A 19,454-nucleotide genomic window follows, 5' to 3' on the forward strand; every position below is an offset into this window, starting at 1 on the left:
ACAATTGTTGATTTTATAAAAAAACGACAAATAGAATTTAATATAAGTCTCAAGAGTTTATTATTAGATATTTAATTAAATTTAGTCATAATCTTTAATATCTAGTGATTTTAAAAAAAGTATTTAGTAATCATAGATTATAGTAAAGAAAGATTTGGTTATGATTAAATTTTTAGTTTTTGTGTATGAATAAGGTTTTTCTAGATTTAAATTACTATTCAGAGAAGATAAAAAAACCGGATTTATTAATTAAAAAGTTTAATTATAGTTTAGGGTACCTTCCGTATTTGAAGGATAAAACACAAACAATTTCATTGAATAGGATTGGGATTAATTTTTCTATGAGAAAAGAAGGAGTTCATTATCTATTCTATAAAGGAAGGAAAATAAAAAAATATAGTATTCCTTTTTTATACCATAATTTCATAAATAAGTTAGCACCAGATTACATTTTAATACATGGAATGGGATATGGGAGGTATAGTTATTTTCTACGGAAACAATTACGTAAGAAATCAATAATTTTGGTTCAAGTTCAAGGATATGCTGAAGCGCCCAAAGGTTTAAAGAAATTAATATATACTTGGGCTGATAAATATATAGATGGTTATTTTTTTACAGGAAAAGAAAATGCCAAAGATTGGGTAGCGTCTGGAGTTTTTGATAATAATAAAGTTTTCGAAGTAATGGAAGGTGCTGCCAATTTTACATTCAACCCAGAGATTAAGAGAAAGAAAGAATCCTTTTTGTGGGTCGGGAGATTGGATAAGAATAAAGATCCAATTACTGTTTTGAGTGCTTTTCAAAAATACCTAGTTAAAGAACCTTTGGCTACATTAACGATGGTATATAATGAGTTTGAATTATTAGAAGAAGTAAATGACTTGTTAAGCTCAAGTACACTTTTAAAACAAGCAGTTAATACTATAGGGAAATTAGATAGAAAAGAAATCGAGTTATTATATCAAACTCATGAGTATTTTGTTTTGGGATCTCATTATGAGGGTAGTGGATTTGCACTTGCAGAGGCAATGACGTGTGGTTGTGTTCCGATTGTAACTAGTATTCCGTCTTTTAATTATATGACTAATAATGGAGCCTGTGCTTTATTGTTTGCACCAGGTAATGGAGAAGAACTATTTAATGCATTTTGTGAAACAAAAACTATAGATTATTCTAAAAAACAATCAGAATTATTGCAATGTGTAGAAGATAAATTGACTCATAAAGCAATAGCTGAAGATATTTATCAAACGTTTCATTATTTAGAATCAAAAAAACAAGAATAGATTACATCTGCGGTATCTTCAATTTTAAAATGCCTAATCCTTTGAGTTTCTTGATTTTTATTTAATAAATCCATTGATGTTTTAATTAAATCCGCTTTATTATCTTCATAGAAAAAGTTCGTTATGTTTTCTGATAAAGGGAATGTACTAATTACTTTGCAACCACTATACAGAGCTTCTTGAACAACCATAGAATTCCCTTCGAATTGAGAAGTATGTAGTAACAGTTTACTATTGTTTAAAAGATCTCGAACCTTGTTATTGGGTACATACCCCATTAATGTAATATTTTCTCTTAGTCCTAGCGCATTAATTTTAGTAGTAAGCATTTCTTTTTCTTCTCCATCCCCACAGATAACAACATTTATGGTATTCAACACTTTTTTTAATTCGAAAATGATTTCAATAAATAAAGAATAATTTTTTAATGCGCCTAAATTTCCTACACCAATAATATCAATGGTTCTTGATCCAATATTCAGTTTCGGAAAGCTATTGGTGTCTACAGCTACATTGGCAATTTTTTTAGCGGTAATACCCCAATGTTTTTTTAAAACCTTTTGATGGTTTTTTCCGACGACAATCAATTGATCTGCGGATGGCCTGAAGAGTTTAAAGTATTTGTTATTTGATTTTACATCTTGTCCTTGCAACCAAGTAAAATGTTTAACTCTAAAAAATATCCTAAGTAACTTACCAACAATAGCGGTGTCACTATACCAGAAAGATAGGATTCCGTCATAGTCATTTCTGCCAAAAAGTTTGGCACCTTTTATAAAGGCTTTACTAATCACCAATATACTATTCCATTTGGTTTTAAATCCACCTCCAATTGCATACACTTTAATAGAGTTAATATTGTATTCCTCTTTTTTAATAGGATATCGGAGTGTAATTATATCTATTTCTAGATCATCAAAATTAGTATCTAAGTAATTACAGAATTGATAAATAAAAGGAACGATAGTATCCTCATTTTTGTTCCCTGGAAATAGTGGTGTAATAAATAACAACTTTTTCTTCATCCCTTTATGAGATTACTGTTTTGAAATGTGTAATGTTTCTCTGCAAATTTAGAGAGGTTTTTATTATGAAAAACAGCAACTATTGACAATTCATTTTCTGTTGTTCTACTTTTTAAATATGTCATAATTTTTATCTCTAAATCTTCATTTAGTTGATTTGTAGCTTCATCAAGTAATAGAATTTTTGGTTTTGTATATAAGGCTCTAATCAAAGCTAAACGTTGTTTTTGCCCACCAGAAATACTTTTACTATCAATGTTTAATACAGTATTAAAACCATCGTCTAAATTTAGAAACCAATCTTTTAGATCAAAACTATCAAAGAGGTGATTTATATAGTTATAATCAATATCTTCTTTTTTATTCATTGTTATATTTTCAATCAATGTTCCTTGAAAAATAAATGAATGTTGCGATAACATATATACGAAAGGAAACGATGCTGTATTCGTAATAACATTTTCGTCTAATATGATCTTACCAGATTTAAATGGAAGCATTCTACAGATAATATGTAGTAAGGTCGTTTTTCCGCAACCAGATTTACCCATAATTCCGATAAAATCCCCTTTCTTTATTTCTAAGTTACAATTAGATATAATTAAATCATTATTAGGGTAATTAAAATTAATGTTTTCTAACCGTAAAGAATTTTCGAACAGATTTTCATTTAGTTCATTAGGTTGGTCAAATTTGTAAGATGCTAAAATATCAACCGCGTGTTTGTTACTTTTTAAATCTATGTACGCGTTAATGATTTTATTGAATGACGGAATAATTTTAATAACGGCACTTCCATAAAAAGAAAGTAATACCAGATCTTTAATTGAACTTGAGTTTAATAGTATGAAAGCAATAGAAAATGAAATAAAAATAATTGTCATTACTTCTAGATATCGTACATTATTTTGTTTAAAAGTACTTAATGAAGCTAATGTATCATTTTGTTCCTCATAGGATTTGCCAAATCGATTAATGAAATCGCTTTCTGATTTAGAACTTTTTATTTCGATGATTCCGTTTAAGATATTCATTAAATTATTTAAGGTGTCTCTATATGATTTAGAAATGATTTCATTAAAGCGTTGTGTTTTACCTTTACGCAAAAACAATAATAATAGTGCAGAAATAGAGACAAAAATTATAGAAAAAATAGTTGCCAAAGGATTAAGAATAAATCCTGCTATCATAATCATAGATATTATAATTATTTCTGATGTTAAGTGGTAAATCGGGATAAGAATATTAGTTACGAAAATAGTTGGAAGTTTATGAAAATCTCTGATTAATTCTCCTTTATCGATGAGGTAATATTTTTCATAGTTTCCATAGGTAAAATTGGATACTAGTTTTTCAGATAACAAAGTACCAATAGAGTAGAGGTATTTTGATTGTCGGGATACAATTTTGGTTTGGAGTAAATTTTTTAGTAAATAAAAAACTATTAGAATTATAAGGGCATATAGTATATGCTTTTCTTGATAAGTAATACCAAAATGGGAAACCAAAAAATCATCTACTTTCTTTTTATCAATTATTAATAGAATAAATGGTGTTAAAAACGCGATGGAAATGAAGTCTAAAATTGAATTGACAATAGAAATAGAAAAGAAAAAGGGAAGTCTTTTCCTTTTAGATTGAGGAATTAGATATTTTATATGTTCAATTAATTTTTTCAAAATTTGAAATGAAATGTTTTAATTATTGTTATGTGCTGATATTATTAAGGGTTTCTTGTTGATATAGATTTTTTTTAAATAATATCCTGAAGATTAATATCAGATTATATTTTATCATTTCTGTATTCATTTTAAGAAAGTTTGGAATTAAAACTCCAATCAAGGACCAAAGTAAAAATAAACGATTTGAACTTGAGAAATTAGAATTGTTAAGTAGTATATAATGTAATGCTGAAGTTCGGTAATAGAAACCTTCTTTTGGACTGATTCGATTCGTTATTTCCTTGTGATGAAAGGCTTTTGTCTTTTTTAAAATGGTAATATTGAAACCTAATTTAATACAAGCATCATAATTATCTCCAATACCATTAAATACGAAAACGGGATCAAATAAATCTTCTTCAGGTTTTCTTATCATTGCACCCATTAATGAAAAAAAAGGAAAATCATTTTCATCTTTATTCCAGTTTACGAAAATAGGCCATCCTGCTTTTGAGATTTGGTTTCCTTTGTTAGATAATTTAGTTTTTATTCGGTTAACAAGAATATTGCCTCTTTTACTTTTAGATAAATCAGAAAAGATGGAAAGACCAAAGAACCAATTATAAATTAGTTTTATATCAGAAATCTCATTGGCATATGCCCATTCATCTTTTGCGTTTTTTTCTAAAATTATTCCACTAGCAGCTTTTTTAGAGGGATTTTTTTTCAGATAGTCATATAATGTTACTATATATTCTTCTTCGAAGACTAAATCATCATCACTTAATAAAATAATAGGATTAGAACTTAATTTAATACCGATATTTCTTTGTTCACAAACTGAAGGAGTGGATCGCTCCAAAATTAAATTAATAGTATTAGGAGGTGTAATGAGATCTTTAGTTGTAAAAGCTTGATCACTGGAGTCAATAATGATTATTTCTTTAGGTTTTAGAGCCTGTTTATATAGAGAATCTAATACTCTATTTAAAGATTCTAATCTATTTCTGGTTGGTATTACAACACTAATCATATATCATCCATTTTTAAATAAAGAATTTTATCTCAATTTATAATATTTCATTAGTAGTAAAGCGGCTATCGATTTTACTTTTAATTTTAATTTTTCTTTTAGGTTATTTCTGTTTTTAAAATAGTTTACTTCATTAACAATTCTTCTTACAGCAAAATCATAGAATTTACGATGATAAGTTCTTTTAAAATCAATGTCTCTATCTGTTGAGGTATTCCAATCCGGTTGTATAGTGATATCATTTTCGATTTCATTATATAGAGAAGTTCCTTTTATTGGATAAGCAACAGTGATTGTGAAATGAGTAGGGTTCGCTACTTTTAGATGATGTATGGTTTCTGCGATATCTTTTTCATCTTCACCAGGATATCCTACCATAATAAAAGTTCCTGTTTCGATACCTAATTGATTAGTTTTCTGGATGGCTTCTCTAACAGTTTCAACTTTTACGCGTCTATCCATTGCATCCACTATTTTTTGTGAACCACTTTCTGCACCAATCCATATCCGATAACAACCAGCTTCTTTTAACTGTTGTAAAACTTCATCATTTAAACGTTCTGCTCGGGTAATGCATTCAAAAGGAATAATAGCATCTTGTTGTATCACTTCTTTATGAAATTCTGCTAACCATTTATGACTTACTGTAAATACATCATCAACAAACCAAATAGTATCTGGATTATAGTTCTGCTTAAGCATTGCTAATTCTTGTGCTACAAGATTAGCAGGTCTTCTTCGATAACTCTGTCCATAAACTGCTGTACTACACCATTTACAGGTATATGGACAACCACGCTGAGTACTAATGGTCATAGAACTTTGTCCGTGGTTATTTTTCCAAGTATCAAGATATTTTTGCATATCAATAGCTTCTCGGTTTGGGAGTGGAAGCACTGATAAATCTTTCATTTTTATTCTGGCAGTAGTTTTTACTACTTTGTCATTATCTAAATACGCAATTCCTGAAACAGCTTTTATATCAGTTTTGTTTTTAATGGCTTGATGGAGTTCATATAACGTTTCTTCTCCTTCACCGATTACGATATATTGAGCACCAGATCTTAAGTAATTTTCGGTGTTATAAGTAACATCAGGACCTCCTAGTACTATTTTTGGGAAACCGTATGTAGCTTCTGTAACTAGTGTTTTAATAAGTTTAATGACTTCTACTTTAGTCATTAGATTTGCATATATAGCTACTACATCTGGTTTCTTGGATGCTATAAAACTTAGTTGCTCTTTTTTAGAGCTAAATGTTGTGTCAAAAACATAATTCTCTAAACCGTGCTCTTTTAAGTATCCAGAAATATAAAGCTGTCCTAGAGGAGGATAGGGTTTCATGATCCTTTGTTCCTTAGGATCTGTACTTAGATAATATGCGTGGGTAAGAACTATACTCATTTTTTGATGAGGGAGATTAGATAATGATCACTATATTTTGATAGGAATGCGAAACGACGGAAAAACATATCCAGATTTGATAAGATTTTTAAAATTCCCGACTTGTTCTTAAAAAACGATTCAAGATAAGAAGGAGGGATCCATAATCCGATGGGTTTTAATTCATTTGTTTTAAATAATTTGCTAGATATTTTCTGTATCATTTTTGGATTATAGTACCAAGTATTTACATCGACTCCGTCGACATTTGCTATGACTACATTATCAGTATTACGTCTAAAAGCTTGTTTGAATTTACCTTTCATCGTGAAATAAATATTCTCCATCAAACATTGCTTAGGCATAATAACTCCTACAATTATGCCATTTGGTTTTAATTTTGCCTGAGCGGCTATAAAAAACTCTTTTAATTGATCTGGAGAAAGACAATTTAATCCTCCAAAATCTGAAAATATCAAATCAAAAGGCTGTTCAGAATTTAATGTGCTTAGCTTGTTAATATCTAGTTGTAGAAACTCTAGATCTTTGATCTGGTTATGTTGCTTCGATTTAGCGATTGAAATCATTTCTGATGATATATCTGTAGCAATAACACGATGTCCTTGTTCAGCTAGCCATATTGCATCATGACCGGTACCACAATTAATTTCTAAAATATCTAATTTTTGATTTGGCGGAAGCATTTTTGTCAAATGATCAAACACCAAGTTTCTTTGGAGTTTGCCAATTTTACTATGAGTAAAAGTAGTATCATAGGTTATCGCCGCTATGTCAAAACTCTCATTCATTAATATGTTCCATTCTTTTTAAAATCTGAGCATCCATATATGCACTTGGGAAATAATACAGTAAATATGATATTCGTTTTAGTGTATTAGTAGAAATTTTAGAAGGACTCTTTAGAGTAGCTTTTAGGAATCGTAGTCCTTGACTTTTTCTATATTCCTTATGTACATATCTATGTAGTTTTTTATAGTATTTAGAATTATAAGTACTCTTAAACATCATGGCTAAATCATCCGAGTCTGTCCAATTTGCTTTGAATCGAAGATCATCTTTTACTTTATCATAAAATTTAGTTCCCGGAAGTGGATAAGATACGGATATACCTAGGTCATCTGGAACTAGTTCTTTTATCATTTTTATAGTTTTAGAAATATCATCTTTGGTTTCACCGAGATAACCAAATTGAATAAAAAATGCTACTCGTATATTCTTCTCTTTTAGTAACGTTGTGGCATTGTATATTTCTTCTACTTTAGTTCCTTTATCCATAGCATCGAGGATGGATTGAGAACCACTTTCTGCTCCAACCCAAACTTCTTGTAATCCAGATTCAGCAAGAGCATCTATAGTATCTTCTTTAAGTAATAAATCAACTCTACTTTGGATGTAATACTTTAGTGTAGTATTTGTGTTTTTTAGTTCTTGATTAAAATTCTGTACCCATCCTGGAGTTAAACCAAAAATATCGTCACACATCCAGAAACGTTCGACATCATAGTTTTTCTGTAAATATTGTATGTGGTTTACTATATATTCTGGAGAATGCGTATTATATCTATTTCCATAAATTGGTTTAGCGCACCAGTTGCATTTAAATGGACACCCTCTGGTAGTAGCAAGATTTAGAGTAAATTCTTTACCTCCATCATGCCATACTTTTTTATAAGAATTAATGTCCACAAGATCCCATGCGGGCATAGGTAACTCATCTAGTTTTTTTAAAACTTCCCGTTTAGGATTAGTAACAGTGTTTTCATCTTTTTTATATACAAGGCTTTTAATTTTTTCTATTGGTTGCTCATTTTTAAGAGCCGAAATAAGTTCTAATAAAGCCAGTTCTCCTTCTCCTTGGATAATATAATCAGCACCATTGTATAAATATTTAGGATAATGATCTGTAGCATCAGAACTATTGACAATTATAGTGCAATTATGGCTTTTCCCAATTCTCATCATCTCAAAAGCGGCTTCACGCATAGTAGTTAGACACATTTTTGTCAAGTAATTAAAGCCATCATCATATAAAACCATAAATCGAGGTTTCTTTTCTATGATTTCTTTTTCAATGTCATATGGGTTATCTCTTAGGTTGGTGTCAAAAAGATCAACCGTAAAACCCTTTTCTCGCATTAAAGAAGCAGCGTATATAGTTCCTAATGGAGGATAAGGTGTTTGATTCTTCCATTGTTTAAGATCTAAAGGGTAGTAATAAGAATGTGAAAACAAAATATCAAGCATGCTCTTTTTCTAATTCTATATTATATTTTAATTGAAATTCATTGTACCGTTTGTTTAACCTGTCAATGACCTTTTTCTGAAAATTTCTAGGATGATGTTTGGATACCCCATCCGTTGATTTCATTGCTATGTCAAAATCATCTTTGTGTAAAGTCTTAAATTTAGTATTCCACTTTTTTAATGTCATTTTTAGAAAAATACGTTCTAAACTATTTCCGATTTTAGTGTTTAGTATTAATTCTATAATTCTAGTTATTAAAGGCTTACTTTTTAAATTTTTGACGGAAGATTTACCTATTTCTAAATTGGGTAAAAAGTTAGAAACCCATTGGTTTTGTCTATAGAAACTAGTGAAATCTCCAGAAACCGGAATTAACGTTAATAATTCGGTAGCCGTAAATATATTTTTTTCTGATATTTCTAATGAATTTTCCGCTATAAAGTAATTGATACAAAAGAACTTTCTGGAATTGAATAAGAATATTTTCTTGTACAACATTAATAGCGTTCTTGCAACCCATAGACGTTCTGATTTTGTAATCACAAAAAAATCAACATCACCATCTTTATCATGATAATTTTTTGACAAAGCGCCAGAAATACCAACAGCTTTTACATAAGGAAACTTAGCAATTAAAGTACCTTTTTTAATTGCTTTTTGCATAACAGATTTAGCCATTTTATTTCCTTCTATACGACGAGAAACAGATTGTAAGTTTCCATCTAGAAAATAATAACTGTTATCATAAGAAATAACTCCCTTTTTTTTGAGATATTCAAGTTCGTTTTTGATTTCACTCTGATCAGAGGCAGCAGAAAACAAATAAATCTCTTCGGCTGAAAGAGGATATTTAAAAATGGAAAAATATAGCAACGTTTTAAGAGATTTCACCGAGAGTTGAGTTTTAATTAGACGTTATTAAAAATAATATTATATCATTTTTTAATAATTAATTAGTGTGTTTGAATCTGAATATGTTGATTATATAGTTATTTACATAGCTCCTGATTATATATTAATAATATGGTTTTTTGAATGAAACCATATTCAAACAGTTTATTAGCGCTAATAAACAAGATTATGATACAGACATTCAATAAAAATGTACTAAAAAGGAAAAATTAGATTTAAAAAAGGAATATTTCAAGTTGAAAAATTGAAATATTAAAAAACTATTTCTTTTTTAAAATAAAATTTAGCGATACCGAAATATCATCAGCGATCTTTTTACTAACGATACTTGGAATTTTAATATCGAACTCTTCAGGTTTTGTTATAAAAGATGAAGCGATAGAAATTGTATCATCACCATCTTTATTGACTACGCCTTTTACCTCGATTTCCTTTGTTTTTCCGTGTAATGATAATGTTCCTTTAATCGCATATTCATTTTGAATATTACTGATGTCAAAGTTTACAAGCTTACCTTTAAAAGTTGCTTTGGGATAATCGTCAGATTCAATATAGTTTTCATTAAAGTGTTCTTCCATCAAAGCATTCTTAAACCTGAAACCTTTTATTAAGGCTAAAGCAGCAAAGTCACCGTTATCAGTATTTAAAATGGCAGTTACGGTACTGTTTTTAGCTTTTACTTCTTCAAAAGATGGCACAGAAGCTTCAAAACTAATAGTACCTTTCTTGGTAATAAATTTTCCTTGCGCAAGAATAGATCCTGAAATAAATACTAATAAAAAGAATAAGATATTTTTCATGGGTATATGGTTTTATTGTTCTAATAATCCATCAGTATTCCATTGTAATATAATATCAATGGTCGCTTGTGGTAACCTTGGACCTCCAGAAGGCATCAAAAAACTAATATCTTCTGAAGAAACTCTCTCTAGTAACCCTCTGTTATCCACAGCCTCCTTTACCTGATCAAAAGTTAAAAGTGGCATAGGAGCAAAGTTAATCGGTGGATCATTATGACAAGTAGTACAGTTACTATCAACGATAGCCTTTACATTATTGTTATAAGTAACCAACGTAACAGGTGTAATATCTATTAAATCTTTTTCGCTATCATTTTCACAACTTATGTTGAATAAAATCATACAAAAAATCAAAAATTTTAAAATATTTATTTTCATAAATTGCCTATTGAGTTCTAGTTTTGGAAGGTAAAAATTAGATCAAATTTAATTGATATGCAAAAATATGTTTCATTAGGTGGATAATTTTCATACTTTTAAAACAAGTTTAAACGGAAAATACACAATGAAAAAACTACTTATAGTAATTTTAATTTTAGGAATTGCGGCTTTTGTTGGATATAAATATGTGTATCAATCTCATAGGGATATTCAGGAGGAAAAAGCGGAATTTACAGTTGATGCTACTGATTTGGTAAGAGAATTTTCGGAAAGCTCAGATACAGCTTCTAAAAAGTATTTAAATAAAACAATTATTGTTAAAGGAGAAGTGACAGAGATAGAAACTAATTCTTTAATGCTCAATGAAGCTGCGTATTGCACTTTTGATACTGATCACAATATTACTGCATCTAGTTTACGTTCACAATATATCATAAAGGGCAGATGCATCGGTTATGACGAACTTCTAGAAGTAGTTAAGTTAGACCAAGCATCAATTATTAAATAATTTCTTTTTATAGTATTTTAAAACCTCGTTCATGAAAAAACTCTTATTCATTTTATTTTTACTACCATATATTACACTTGCTCAAGATGATTTATTAAATGAGTTAGAGTCGGATGTTCAAGAAGATAATTATGTTACATCTACTTTTAAGGGACTTAAGATTGTAAATTTTGAATCTACAAAATTGGTTAATAAACGTAGTTTATTTTTTGTAGTTGCTCACCGTTTTGGTAGTGTAGAAAATGGAATTGATGATTTTTTTGGATTGGATCAAGCCGTTACTCAACTTAAATTTATTTATGGTATAACGGATGGACTAAATGTTGGGATTGCTCGTAGCTCTTTTCAAAAAACCTATGGAGCCCATATTAAGTATAGATTAACAAGACAGAAAAAAAACGGATTCCCTTTTACTATTGTTGGATATAATTTATTAACGATTAATACAGGTTTAGAAAAAAATCAATTACCTAAATTAGAATTTAATAATAGATTATCTTATGTGTCTCAGGTTTTAATTTCTAGAAAGGTAAGTAAAAGACTTTCATTAGAACTAGCACCGTCTTATTTACATGAAAATTTTGTTAGATTTGATGATCAGGATAATTCTCAATTTATTATGGGAGTAGGAGGTCGTTACAAATTAACGAAACGTTTTAGTCTTAATGTAGATTACGGATATCATTTTAATAGAAGTAGTACTTCTACTTTTAAAAATCCATTATCAATAGGTTTTGATATAGAAACAGGAGGTCATGTATTTCAGGTTCATTTTACAAATGCACAACCTATGTTTGAAAATGGTTTCTTAGGTCAAGGATCTGGAGATTGGGGAGATGGTGATTTTTTCTTTGGGTTTAATTTAAGTAGAGTCTTTGATCTGTAGAGCGAAAAAATATTTTTATAGGTGATTAATTCTGCTAATGTCAACTATTTACTTTCTTTAATAGAAAAATCTGCAAATAGTACTTCTTCATCTCTAAGGTTTTGTGCGTTTTTTAAACTCCTATAGATTCCCCATTTTGGTCTAACGAATTCTGCACCTGCATTCCATATTTGTAGGTTAGTACTCTGGTATTCCAAAATTATTTTCCCTGTTTTTATATTGGCGATAGATATATCGTAAGAGGTTTTACCTAAGTTTCCGTAAGTAACTTTTTCTGTAACCATTACCCAATTACCTCTTAATAAGTCCAAATCTACTTTTTTAAGTGTATTTTGATCTTTTCCGCTAGAATGTCTAAGCTCTAATTTATCAACACTTCCTTTTCTAGCTGTAAGGGTGATAATAGGTTTTGCTTTTTCTGTTTCTCCTACAGATTTTAATTGATGGAGGTGCGTAAAGTTCTTAGATGGCTTAAAGTTTTTATCTATCTTGAATTTCCATTTGTACTCTACAGTTTCCCCAATCGTAGCTTTTAGATTATCTGGTGATGATTTATAGCTTTTTATTTCATTACGTTGTCTATCAAAAGTTTTGCAACGGTCATTGTCTTCTTTAACATGAATGACAAATTTAAATACATTCTTAGCGAGTTCATCATCATAAACTTCACTAATGTGCTTACCATAATTAAGATGGTTATCACAATCTTTTCTTACCATACCTGGCGCTTCTATAGGATTATATCCTGGAGCCAATTTAGAAGTAATAAGCTCATATGTGTTTCCTGGGCCATCAGCAGTAAGAGAGACCTGAGCATAAGAAGAAATGTATGTCAAAAGAGCAAATAGAACAAAAGCAAATTTCATAATATGTTGTTTTTTATTTTAAACTTCTATTAATCTATTTTTACAATTTTCTTTATAGAAAAGGTATTAGTTTGCTTATCAATAATTTTTATAAAATAGACTCCATTAGAAAGATCACTAATATCTAGCTGATCAGTAGTTTTTAATTCTTGTGGTTTCTTGACAATTTTTCCTGACCCACCTATAACTGATATTGTGTAGTCGTTTGTGTTCTCGAAAAAATTAAAACTTATTACTGCTTTAGTAGGGTTCGGAAATACATCAAACAATTCTTTTTCTGATATTGTTGGTACAGAGAGCGTAGGGTTTTCAGTTACGGAAAAGTTAGCATACAATACTTCTTCATCTCTTAAATCTGAGGCAGAATTTAAACTTCTATAGATTCCCCATTTTGGTCTAATAAAATCTGCATTTGTCTTCCACATTCTAAGCGAAGAAGAAGAGTAGTTTAATATTTCTGATCCCGAATCTACATTAGTGATGATAATGCTATAAGAAGCATTTCCAGTTTCTCCATAGGTAACAGTTTCAAGAACTTCAACCCAATTTCCTTTTAATACAGATAGATCGACTGTAGTAAGTGTAGATTGTGAAGTAGTAGGTGCATATCTTAATTCTAATCGATCCGGGCTTGCCTTTCTAGCAGTTAAGGTAATCAGAGGCTGACTTTCTTCTGCAGAATCTGCTCCAACAGATTTTAATTGATGAAAATGAGTAAAACTTCCGGAAGGTTGAAAGTTTGCATCTATTTTAAATTTCCATTTGTATTCCACAGTTTCTCCTATTACTCCTTTAAGATTATCAGGAGAAGGAGCGTAAGTTTTAATTTCATTGCGCTGGCGATCTGTAGTGGAACATTTGTCGCGATCAATATCTTCATTAACATGCATGATAAATCTAAATACATTAACCCCTAAGTCTGTATTGAATACTTCATCAATATGACGATTTCCATCTGTACCAGAATAGGTAGAATGGTTATCGCAAGTACTACCAGTAATTCCGGGTGCTTCTATGACATTTCCGCTTGTTGGTGCAAAAACGCTATTAATAAGTTCATAGGTATTGCCGGGACCGTCAGCATCTAATGTTATCTGAGCTTGAGTACCAAAACTTATAAATAGAATAAAAATTATTGTAAAAGGTTTCATTATCTATGGGGTATTAAATTTAGGTTTTAATAGGAATATCCTTGCAAAAATATGCAAGGATATTATCTAAACTCAAATTAAAATCAAACTGTTTAAAAAGTATTTTTTAATTTTTAACGATCGCTTTGGTAATCTTAGCTCCATCACCATAGATATTCATATAATATAATCCAGTGGAGAAAGATGTTAAATCAATAACGTCTAAATCATTTTCTTTTTGAATTAATATTTGACCAGTTACGTTTACTACTTCTATAGATGAAATAATATCATTTTTAGAGCTGATATTAATTACGTTAGTAGTTGGATTTGGGAAAAATGAAATATCGTCGGTTAATTCTTGTTCTGTTATAGATAGAGTAGCAGCCGTAGGATTTAGGGCTCCATATATTTCACTAGGAATAATATAGCTTGCAAATTCTGCAGGTGATACTCTTGCAGTGTTACCTGAGAATTCCCAATTAGGACCTGTTCCATCAAATGAGGCAGCTATCCAATCCGATGTAGTAAAACCTGTAGAGGTTCCTTGTCTTCCCCAGAAATGTACATTACTACCTGTGTTTTCTATTACAGTTGCTCCTGTATCAGTGAAAATACCATTACTAGAGTTTTCTGCTAAATCTCTAACAACTATAATTTGGCCGTATCCAAACTCACCATTGTCTCCTGAATCTAATAAATCATCTTCATCTAAAAAGCTAACAGAATCATAACGAGTCCACATTGTATGATCTCCAGTTGCATCAATAACACCATCATTATCTGCATCGATATCAACACCACTTGGGTCACTTGGAGCTTGTACTAACATATATGTAGCACTCCAATCTTCGAAATTTCCATCATAACCGATATCTGGTGTAAATGAAGAAACATTACTACTAGAAGAACCTGTAACATCATTTCCAATAAGTTCTATAGTCACTATGGTTGTTCCTGCTGCGATGACACTAGTATATGGATTTGTTGTTACCACATTTGTATTTTCATCCGTATAGTTGGCTACAATCGCTAAAAAGCCATTAGAACCAAAAGTTCTTGTTCCATCACCTAGTTGAATTACTTCACCAACTTCTCCGTAATCATCTCTACTAGCTTCTCCATCACCTTCAACATTAATTAGATATAAATCGGAAGGAATCACGGCATCAGGAGTACCACGAATTTCGATATATTCATTAGTAAGATCATCGCCATTAGGGCTAACAATTAGTTTGTTAAGATATACCCCAGATCCCGAAGGAATTTGAGCAAATGCAATGCTCATAGTTAACATCATACAGGTAAGTAATAAATTTTTCATAATTGTCTTATTTTGAAAATTGGGTGAAATTTATATTTGGTTAACCAAATTGGTCAACCAAATATATAGATTTATTTTTATTTAACACAATTTTTGTTGAAAATCATGTGATTCAATTGATTTGTTAGCAATTTGTTATTCGGAACGAGCCTTTAGATTGATAAATGCACAAAAACTATTGATTATTACGCTTTAAATCTTTAACAATTCTTAATGAACTCTTAGTTAATTCAGTTATTTTATTGTAATCAAAGTTTCCGTTTTCATCTTTCGCAATAAGCTTAGATCCCATTCCTACGCAGTGTACCCCTGCATTGAACCAATCTGTAAGGTTTTTTTCTTCTGGTGATACTCCTCCACTTGGCATTATACTTGTCCATGGGCAAGGTGCTTTTATACCTTTTACAAAATCAGCTCCTCCGATTTGCGCTGCAGGAAATATTTTTACTATTTCTGCTCCCAACTCCTCTGCATAATTTATTTCGGTAAGTGTTGCACAACCAGGAAGCCACGCAATTTTTCTGCGATTACAAACTTTTGCTATCTCAGAATTTAGAATAGGGGATACGATAAAATTGGCTCCTTTTTGTATAAATAATGATGCTGTACCTGGATCAACAACAGATCCAATTCCTAAAATCATACCAGGTAATTCATTTTCAATCCACTTTGATATCTCTGTAAATATATCTTGTGCGTGATCACCTCTATTGGTAAATTCAAATACTCGCGCACCTCCATCATAACTTGCTTTGATTACTTTTTTTACAATATCAATATCTTTATGATAGAATAGGGGAACAACTCCTGTGTTTCCCATTACTTGTGCAACTTCAATTCGTGTATATTGTGCCATGTTATCTTTTTATTCGTCCTGATATATTACCTTCAATGATACTTAGTACATCAGCTTCTGTTACTAGATTAGCATCTCCTTCTATAGTATGCTTTAAAGCACAAGATGCATTAGCAAATTGCAATGCTTTTACATCATCATAGTGCAATAGACCTTGAATTAATCCTGCAGCATAAGCATCACCAGTACCAATTCGATCAACAACGTGTGTTATTTCTAATTCATTGGTTTCCGAAAATTCGTGTCCATTCCACATTCTAGCTTTTATCTTATGCCAGCTAGCATTAAGAGAAACTCTTGTTTTATCAAATACTCCTCTAATATTAGGATACCTTTGTAATAGAAGTTTACTGGCTTCGATAAAATCATCATTAGTAAAGGAGAAATTAGTGTTTAGAAGTTCATTAATTTCATTTGGACCTCCAATAAAAATATTGGACAATGCTACCAATTCATTAAGTATATTTTTTGCTTCATGACCATAATTCCAGAGACCACTTCTATATGCTGGATCTGCGGATATTGTAATTCCTTTTTTATTAGCAATTTCTAATCCTTGTTTTAGTGCTTTAAATGCATTTAGGGATAAAGCAGGGGTAATACCTGTCCAGTGGAACCAATCACAATTTTCTAGAGCTTTTTCCCAATTAATTTCTTCGGGATTTATATTGCAAAAAGCGGAGTTAGATCTGTTATACGCTATAGTACTTGATCGCATGACTGCACCAACCTCCAGGAAATATAATCCCAGAGGATGACGCGAGTCAATAATCAAACCAGTATCTACTCCCAGTTTCTGCAAGTAGCTCTTTGCTGCATCACCAACAAAATCGTTGGATACTGCTGTAATATGTTGTGTATTGTTCCCGAATTGAGCGAGCGATATCGCTACGTTGGCTTCGGTTCCACCAAAGTAGTATTCTAATTGGTTAGATTGTTTTAATTTTTTGTTCCCTAAAGGAGCAATACGCATTAAAACTTCTCCAAAGGTTACTACTTTTTTCATTTTATATGTTTCTTTATATTAAATACCTAATGCTTGTCCACCACCAATCTGGATAGTTTCGGCTGTTATGAAAGCAGCATCATCACTTGCTAAGAAAGAAACTACAGAAGCTACATCTTCTGGTTGTCCTAATCTTCCTAACATAATGTTGTTTTTCCATGATGCGAAAACCTCAGGCTTTGTAGATTTAATTTGAGCATGAAATGGAGTATCTATAGTACCTGGTGATACCGCATTTACTCTAATTCCATATTCTGCTAAATCTTTTGCTAACGCTCTAGTAATTGCATTAACCGCAGCTTTTGATGTTCCATAAATTCCTGCTCCAGGACCTCCTGCAGTCCATCCTGCATTCGATGTATAGTTAATGATTGAAGAATTTTCTCCTTTTTTCAAAAATGGGATAGCAGCTCTAGAAGCAAAAAATGTAGAATCCAAATTTAAGGCCATTACAGATCGATAAAATTCTGTAGTCATACCTTCAAATCTAGATCTTCCTCCTAATCCACCAGCATTATTTACCAGTAGGTCTATTTTACCATATTTTTCTCCAATAGCTACAATATTAGAAGTAACTGCTTCTTCGTTTGTAACGTCGAATCCGTAATATTCGGCAGTTATTCCTAGCGCTGTAAGTTCTTTGATTCTTTCAGCTCCTTTATCATCTTCTATACCATTTAAAACTACAGTATATCCATCGTTACCTAATCTTTTAGCAACCTCAAAACCAATTCCACCGGTGGCACCAGTTACAATGGCAACTTTTCCTTTTAAACTCATTTTTTCTTTTTATTAATTATAAATTATTGATAGTTGATTAATTTTAATTTACACCAATTTATACTGGTGTATTATTTTCTTACAGGTCCTATTTTTTTGATAAACAAGAAAATAGATAAGACCCCAAGTATTACAGAAACACATATTGCTATAAATGCTGGGGTATATGAACTTGTGGTGATCTGACCGACAAACCAGTTCATAATCATTGGCGATACTGCCGCTACAGTTCCTGCTAATCCTGCTAGTGTTCCAACAGAAGGACCTCTAAATAAGTCACTAGAAATCGTTTGGATGTTTCCAATCGCAAATTGGAATCCGAATAATGCTAATCCAGCAAGATATATGAACATCATAAAGTTCTGGTCTGTAACGAAGTTAATGATGGATACAAATGCGATTAAAATTAGAATACCTCCTAACGCAATTGTTATTTTTCTTGATGCATCTACAGAGAACTTTTTCATTAAAGCTTTTGTAAACATACCACCTATTATACTACCCGCAGCTGCCATTAAATAGGAAATCCAAATACTTTTAGTTTCTTCAATGTCAGATCCAAATTTTGCACCTAAATAAATAGGCATCCATCCTACAAAAAACCACCATATTGGTTCTATAAAAAATCTACAGAATAGAACTCCCCAAGATTCTTTATGGCTTAATATTTGGCCAATACTTAACCCTTTTTCTTTTACTTCATTCTCTGGCTCAACTTTTTCTATTCTATCTTTTATGATAAGTGCTCTTTCCTCATCAGTAATCCATGGGTGCTTTTCTGGTTTGGCTTTATTAATAAATAACCAAGGAATTACCCATAATATACCAACAAAACCTAAGATGATATAGGTGGTTTTCCAACCATATTGTGTGTATAAGAATATGATAATAAATGGTGCAATTACGTTTCCTATAGAAGCACCGGCATTAAAAATACCTTGAGCAATTGCACGTTCTTTTATAGGAAACCACTCACCATTACTTTTTACAGCTCCTGGCCAATTTCCGGCTTCTCCTAAACCTAGTAATACTCTAAAAATTGAAAGACTAACAAGTCCTCTTGCAAATGCATGAAAGACAGAAGCTACAGACCATACAATAATAGAAACTGTAAATCCTAAACGGGTACCTATTTCATCATACAATTTTCCGGAAGCAAATTTACCGATGGCATATGCAGCGAGAAAGAAGTTAAGCATTAGAGCATAATCGGAGTTATCCATCCCTAAATCCTTACCCATTTCGGGCCATAAAAGTGCAAATGCAGTCCTATCGATATAATTAATAACTGTTGCTAGGAAAATTAACACAATGATCCACCAACGTAATCCTTTTAGCTTAGTCATCT

Annotated in this window: 19 protein-coding genes; 3 read left to right on the plus strand and 16 right to left on the minus strand. The window is 31.0% G+C overall.

Features of this window, described 5'->3' with window-relative positions:
- The first annotated feature begins 185 nt into the window (after positions 1-185).
- Positions 186-1,289 (plus strand): glycosyltransferase family 4 protein, encoded by a 1,104-nt coding sequence (locus D1815_RS00940; protein ID WP_118385572.1) that lies wholly within the window; start codon positions 186-188, stop codon positions 1,287-1,289.
- On the opposite strand, the gene D1815_RS00945 is transcribed toward D1815_RS00940, so the two are convergent.
- From D1815_RS00945 to D1815_RS00985, 9 genes are all read right to left on the minus strand, one after another.
- Positions 1,262-2,314, minus strand: a complete 1,053-nt coding sequence (locus tag D1815_RS00945; RefSeq protein ID WP_118385573.1) for a glycosyltransferase — start codon at positions 2,312-2,314, stop codon at positions 1,262-1,264. The two genes, D1815_RS00940 and D1815_RS00945, sit on opposite strands and share 28 nt — an antisense overlap.
- The gene (locus D1815_RS00950) at positions 2,311-3,993 is read right to left on the minus strand and encodes an ABC transporter ATP-binding protein (protein WP_118385574.1); all 1,683 of its coding nucleotides are present in this window, start codon (positions 3,991-3,993) and stop codon (positions 2,311-2,313) included. The genes D1815_RS00945 and D1815_RS00950 overlap by 4 nt, the downstream gene beginning before the upstream one ends.
- Positions 3,994-4,021: 28 nt before the next feature.
- Positions 4,022-5,008: a glycosyltransferase family 2 protein gene (locus tag D1815_RS00955; protein WP_118385575.1), complete on the minus strand. Its 987-nt coding sequence runs from the start codon at positions 5,006-5,008 to the stop codon at positions 4,022-4,024.
- 27 nt (positions 5,009-5,035) lie between these two features.
- Complete coding sequence (locus D1815_RS00960; RefSeq protein WP_118385576.1) at positions 5,036-6,412, minus strand: radical SAM protein; 1,377 nt, start codon at positions 6,410-6,412, stop codon at positions 5,036-5,038.
- Complete coding sequence (locus tag D1815_RS00965) at positions 6,409-7,200, minus strand: class I SAM-dependent methyltransferase (protein WP_118385577.1); 792 nt, start codon at positions 7,198-7,200, stop codon at positions 6,409-6,411. The genes D1815_RS00960 and D1815_RS00965 overlap by 4 nt, the downstream gene beginning before the upstream one ends.
- Positions 7,193-8,656, minus strand: coding sequence for a radical SAM protein (locus tag D1815_RS00970; RefSeq protein ID WP_118385578.1), 1,464 nt, complete (start codon positions 8,654-8,656; stop codon positions 7,193-7,195). Before D1815_RS00970 ends, D1815_RS00965 begins: the two co-directional genes overlap by 8 nt.
- Positions 8,649-9,548, minus strand: coding sequence for a hypothetical protein (locus D1815_RS00975; protein ID WP_027392030.1), 900 nt, complete (start codon positions 9,546-9,548; stop codon positions 8,649-8,651). The genes D1815_RS00970 and D1815_RS00975 overlap by 8 nt, the downstream gene beginning before the upstream one ends.
- A gap of 281 nt (positions 9,549-9,829) precedes the next feature.
- The gene (locus tag D1815_RS00980; protein WP_118385579.1) at positions 9,830-10,369 is read right to left on the minus strand and encodes a YceI family protein; all 540 of its coding nucleotides are present in this window, start codon (positions 10,367-10,369) and stop codon (positions 9,830-9,832) included.
- A 12-nt stretch (positions 10,370-10,381) separates the two neighbouring features.
- Positions 10,382-10,711 (minus strand): hypothetical protein, encoded by a 330-nt coding sequence (locus tag D1815_RS00985; protein WP_233557539.1) that lies wholly within the window; start codon positions 10,709-10,711, stop codon positions 10,382-10,384.
- A 163-nt stretch (positions 10,712-10,874) separates the two neighbouring features.
- Here D1815_RS00985 and D1815_RS00990 point away from each other — a divergent pair, with 163 nt between their 5' ends.
- Both D1815_RS00990 and D1815_RS00995 read left to right on the plus strand, forming a co-directional pair.
- Positions 10,875-11,258 carry a hypothetical protein gene (locus D1815_RS00990; RefSeq protein WP_027392027.1) on the plus strand — a complete coding sequence of 128 codons (384 nt, stop codon included), beginning with the start codon at positions 10,875-10,877 and terminating at the stop codon, positions 11,256-11,258.
- Between the two features lie 31 nt (positions 11,259-11,289).
- Entirely contained in the window at positions 11,290-12,144 is an 855-nt protein-coding gene (locus tag D1815_RS00995; RefSeq protein WP_027392026.1) for a DUF5777 family beta-barrel protein, read from the plus strand.
- A gap of 44 nt (positions 12,145-12,188) precedes the next feature.
- Here D1815_RS00995 and D1815_RS01000 read toward each other — a convergent pair whose 3' ends face one another.
- The 7 genes from D1815_RS01000 to D1815_RS01030 form a co-directional block, all read right to left on the minus strand.
- Positions 12,189-13,010 carry a heparin lyase I family protein gene (locus tag D1815_RS01000; protein WP_051335991.1) on the minus strand — a complete coding sequence of 274 codons (822 nt, stop codon included), beginning with the start codon at positions 13,008-13,010 and terminating at the stop codon, positions 12,189-12,191.
- A 29-nt stretch (positions 13,011-13,039) separates the two neighbouring features.
- Positions 13,040-14,161: a T9SS type A sorting domain-containing protein gene (locus tag D1815_RS01005; protein ID WP_051335990.1), complete on the minus strand. Its 1,122-nt coding sequence runs from the start codon at positions 14,159-14,161 to the stop codon at positions 13,040-13,042.
- A 106-nt stretch (positions 14,162-14,267) separates the two neighbouring features.
- Positions 14,268-15,464 carry a T9SS type A sorting domain-containing protein gene (locus D1815_RS01010; protein ID WP_118385580.1) on the minus strand — a complete coding sequence of 399 codons (1,197 nt, stop codon included), beginning with the start codon at positions 15,462-15,464 and terminating at the stop codon, positions 14,268-14,270.
- A gap of 175 nt (positions 15,465-15,639) precedes the next feature.
- Positions 15,640-16,320, minus strand: a complete 681-nt coding sequence (locus D1815_RS01015; protein ID WP_118385581.1) for a bifunctional 4-hydroxy-2-oxoglutarate aldolase/2-dehydro-3-deoxy-phosphogluconate aldolase — start codon at positions 16,318-16,320, stop codon at positions 15,640-15,642.
- 1 nt (position 16,321) lies between these two features.
- Positions 16,322-17,326 (minus strand): sugar kinase, encoded by a 1,005-nt coding sequence (locus D1815_RS01020; RefSeq protein WP_027392023.1) that lies wholly within the window; start codon positions 17,324-17,326, stop codon positions 16,322-16,324.
- Between the two features lie 18 nt (positions 17,327-17,344).
- Entirely contained in the window at positions 17,345-18,106 is a 762-nt protein-coding gene (locus D1815_RS01025) for an SDR family NAD(P)-dependent oxidoreductase (RefSeq protein WP_027392022.1), read from the minus strand.
- A 71-nt stretch (positions 18,107-18,177) separates the two neighbouring features.
- The gene (locus D1815_RS01030) at positions 18,178-19,452 is read right to left on the minus strand and encodes an MFS transporter (RefSeq protein WP_027392021.1); all 1,275 of its coding nucleotides are present in this window, start codon (positions 19,450-19,452) and stop codon (positions 18,178-18,180) included.
- Positions 19,453-19,454 lie beyond the last annotated feature (2 nt).

The organism is Aquimarina sp. AD1, from assembly GCF_003443695.1.
In the GTDB taxonomy this organism is placed as follows: domain Bacteria; phylum Bacteroidota; class Bacteroidia; order Flavobacteriales; family Flavobacteriaceae; genus Aquimarina; species Aquimarina latercula.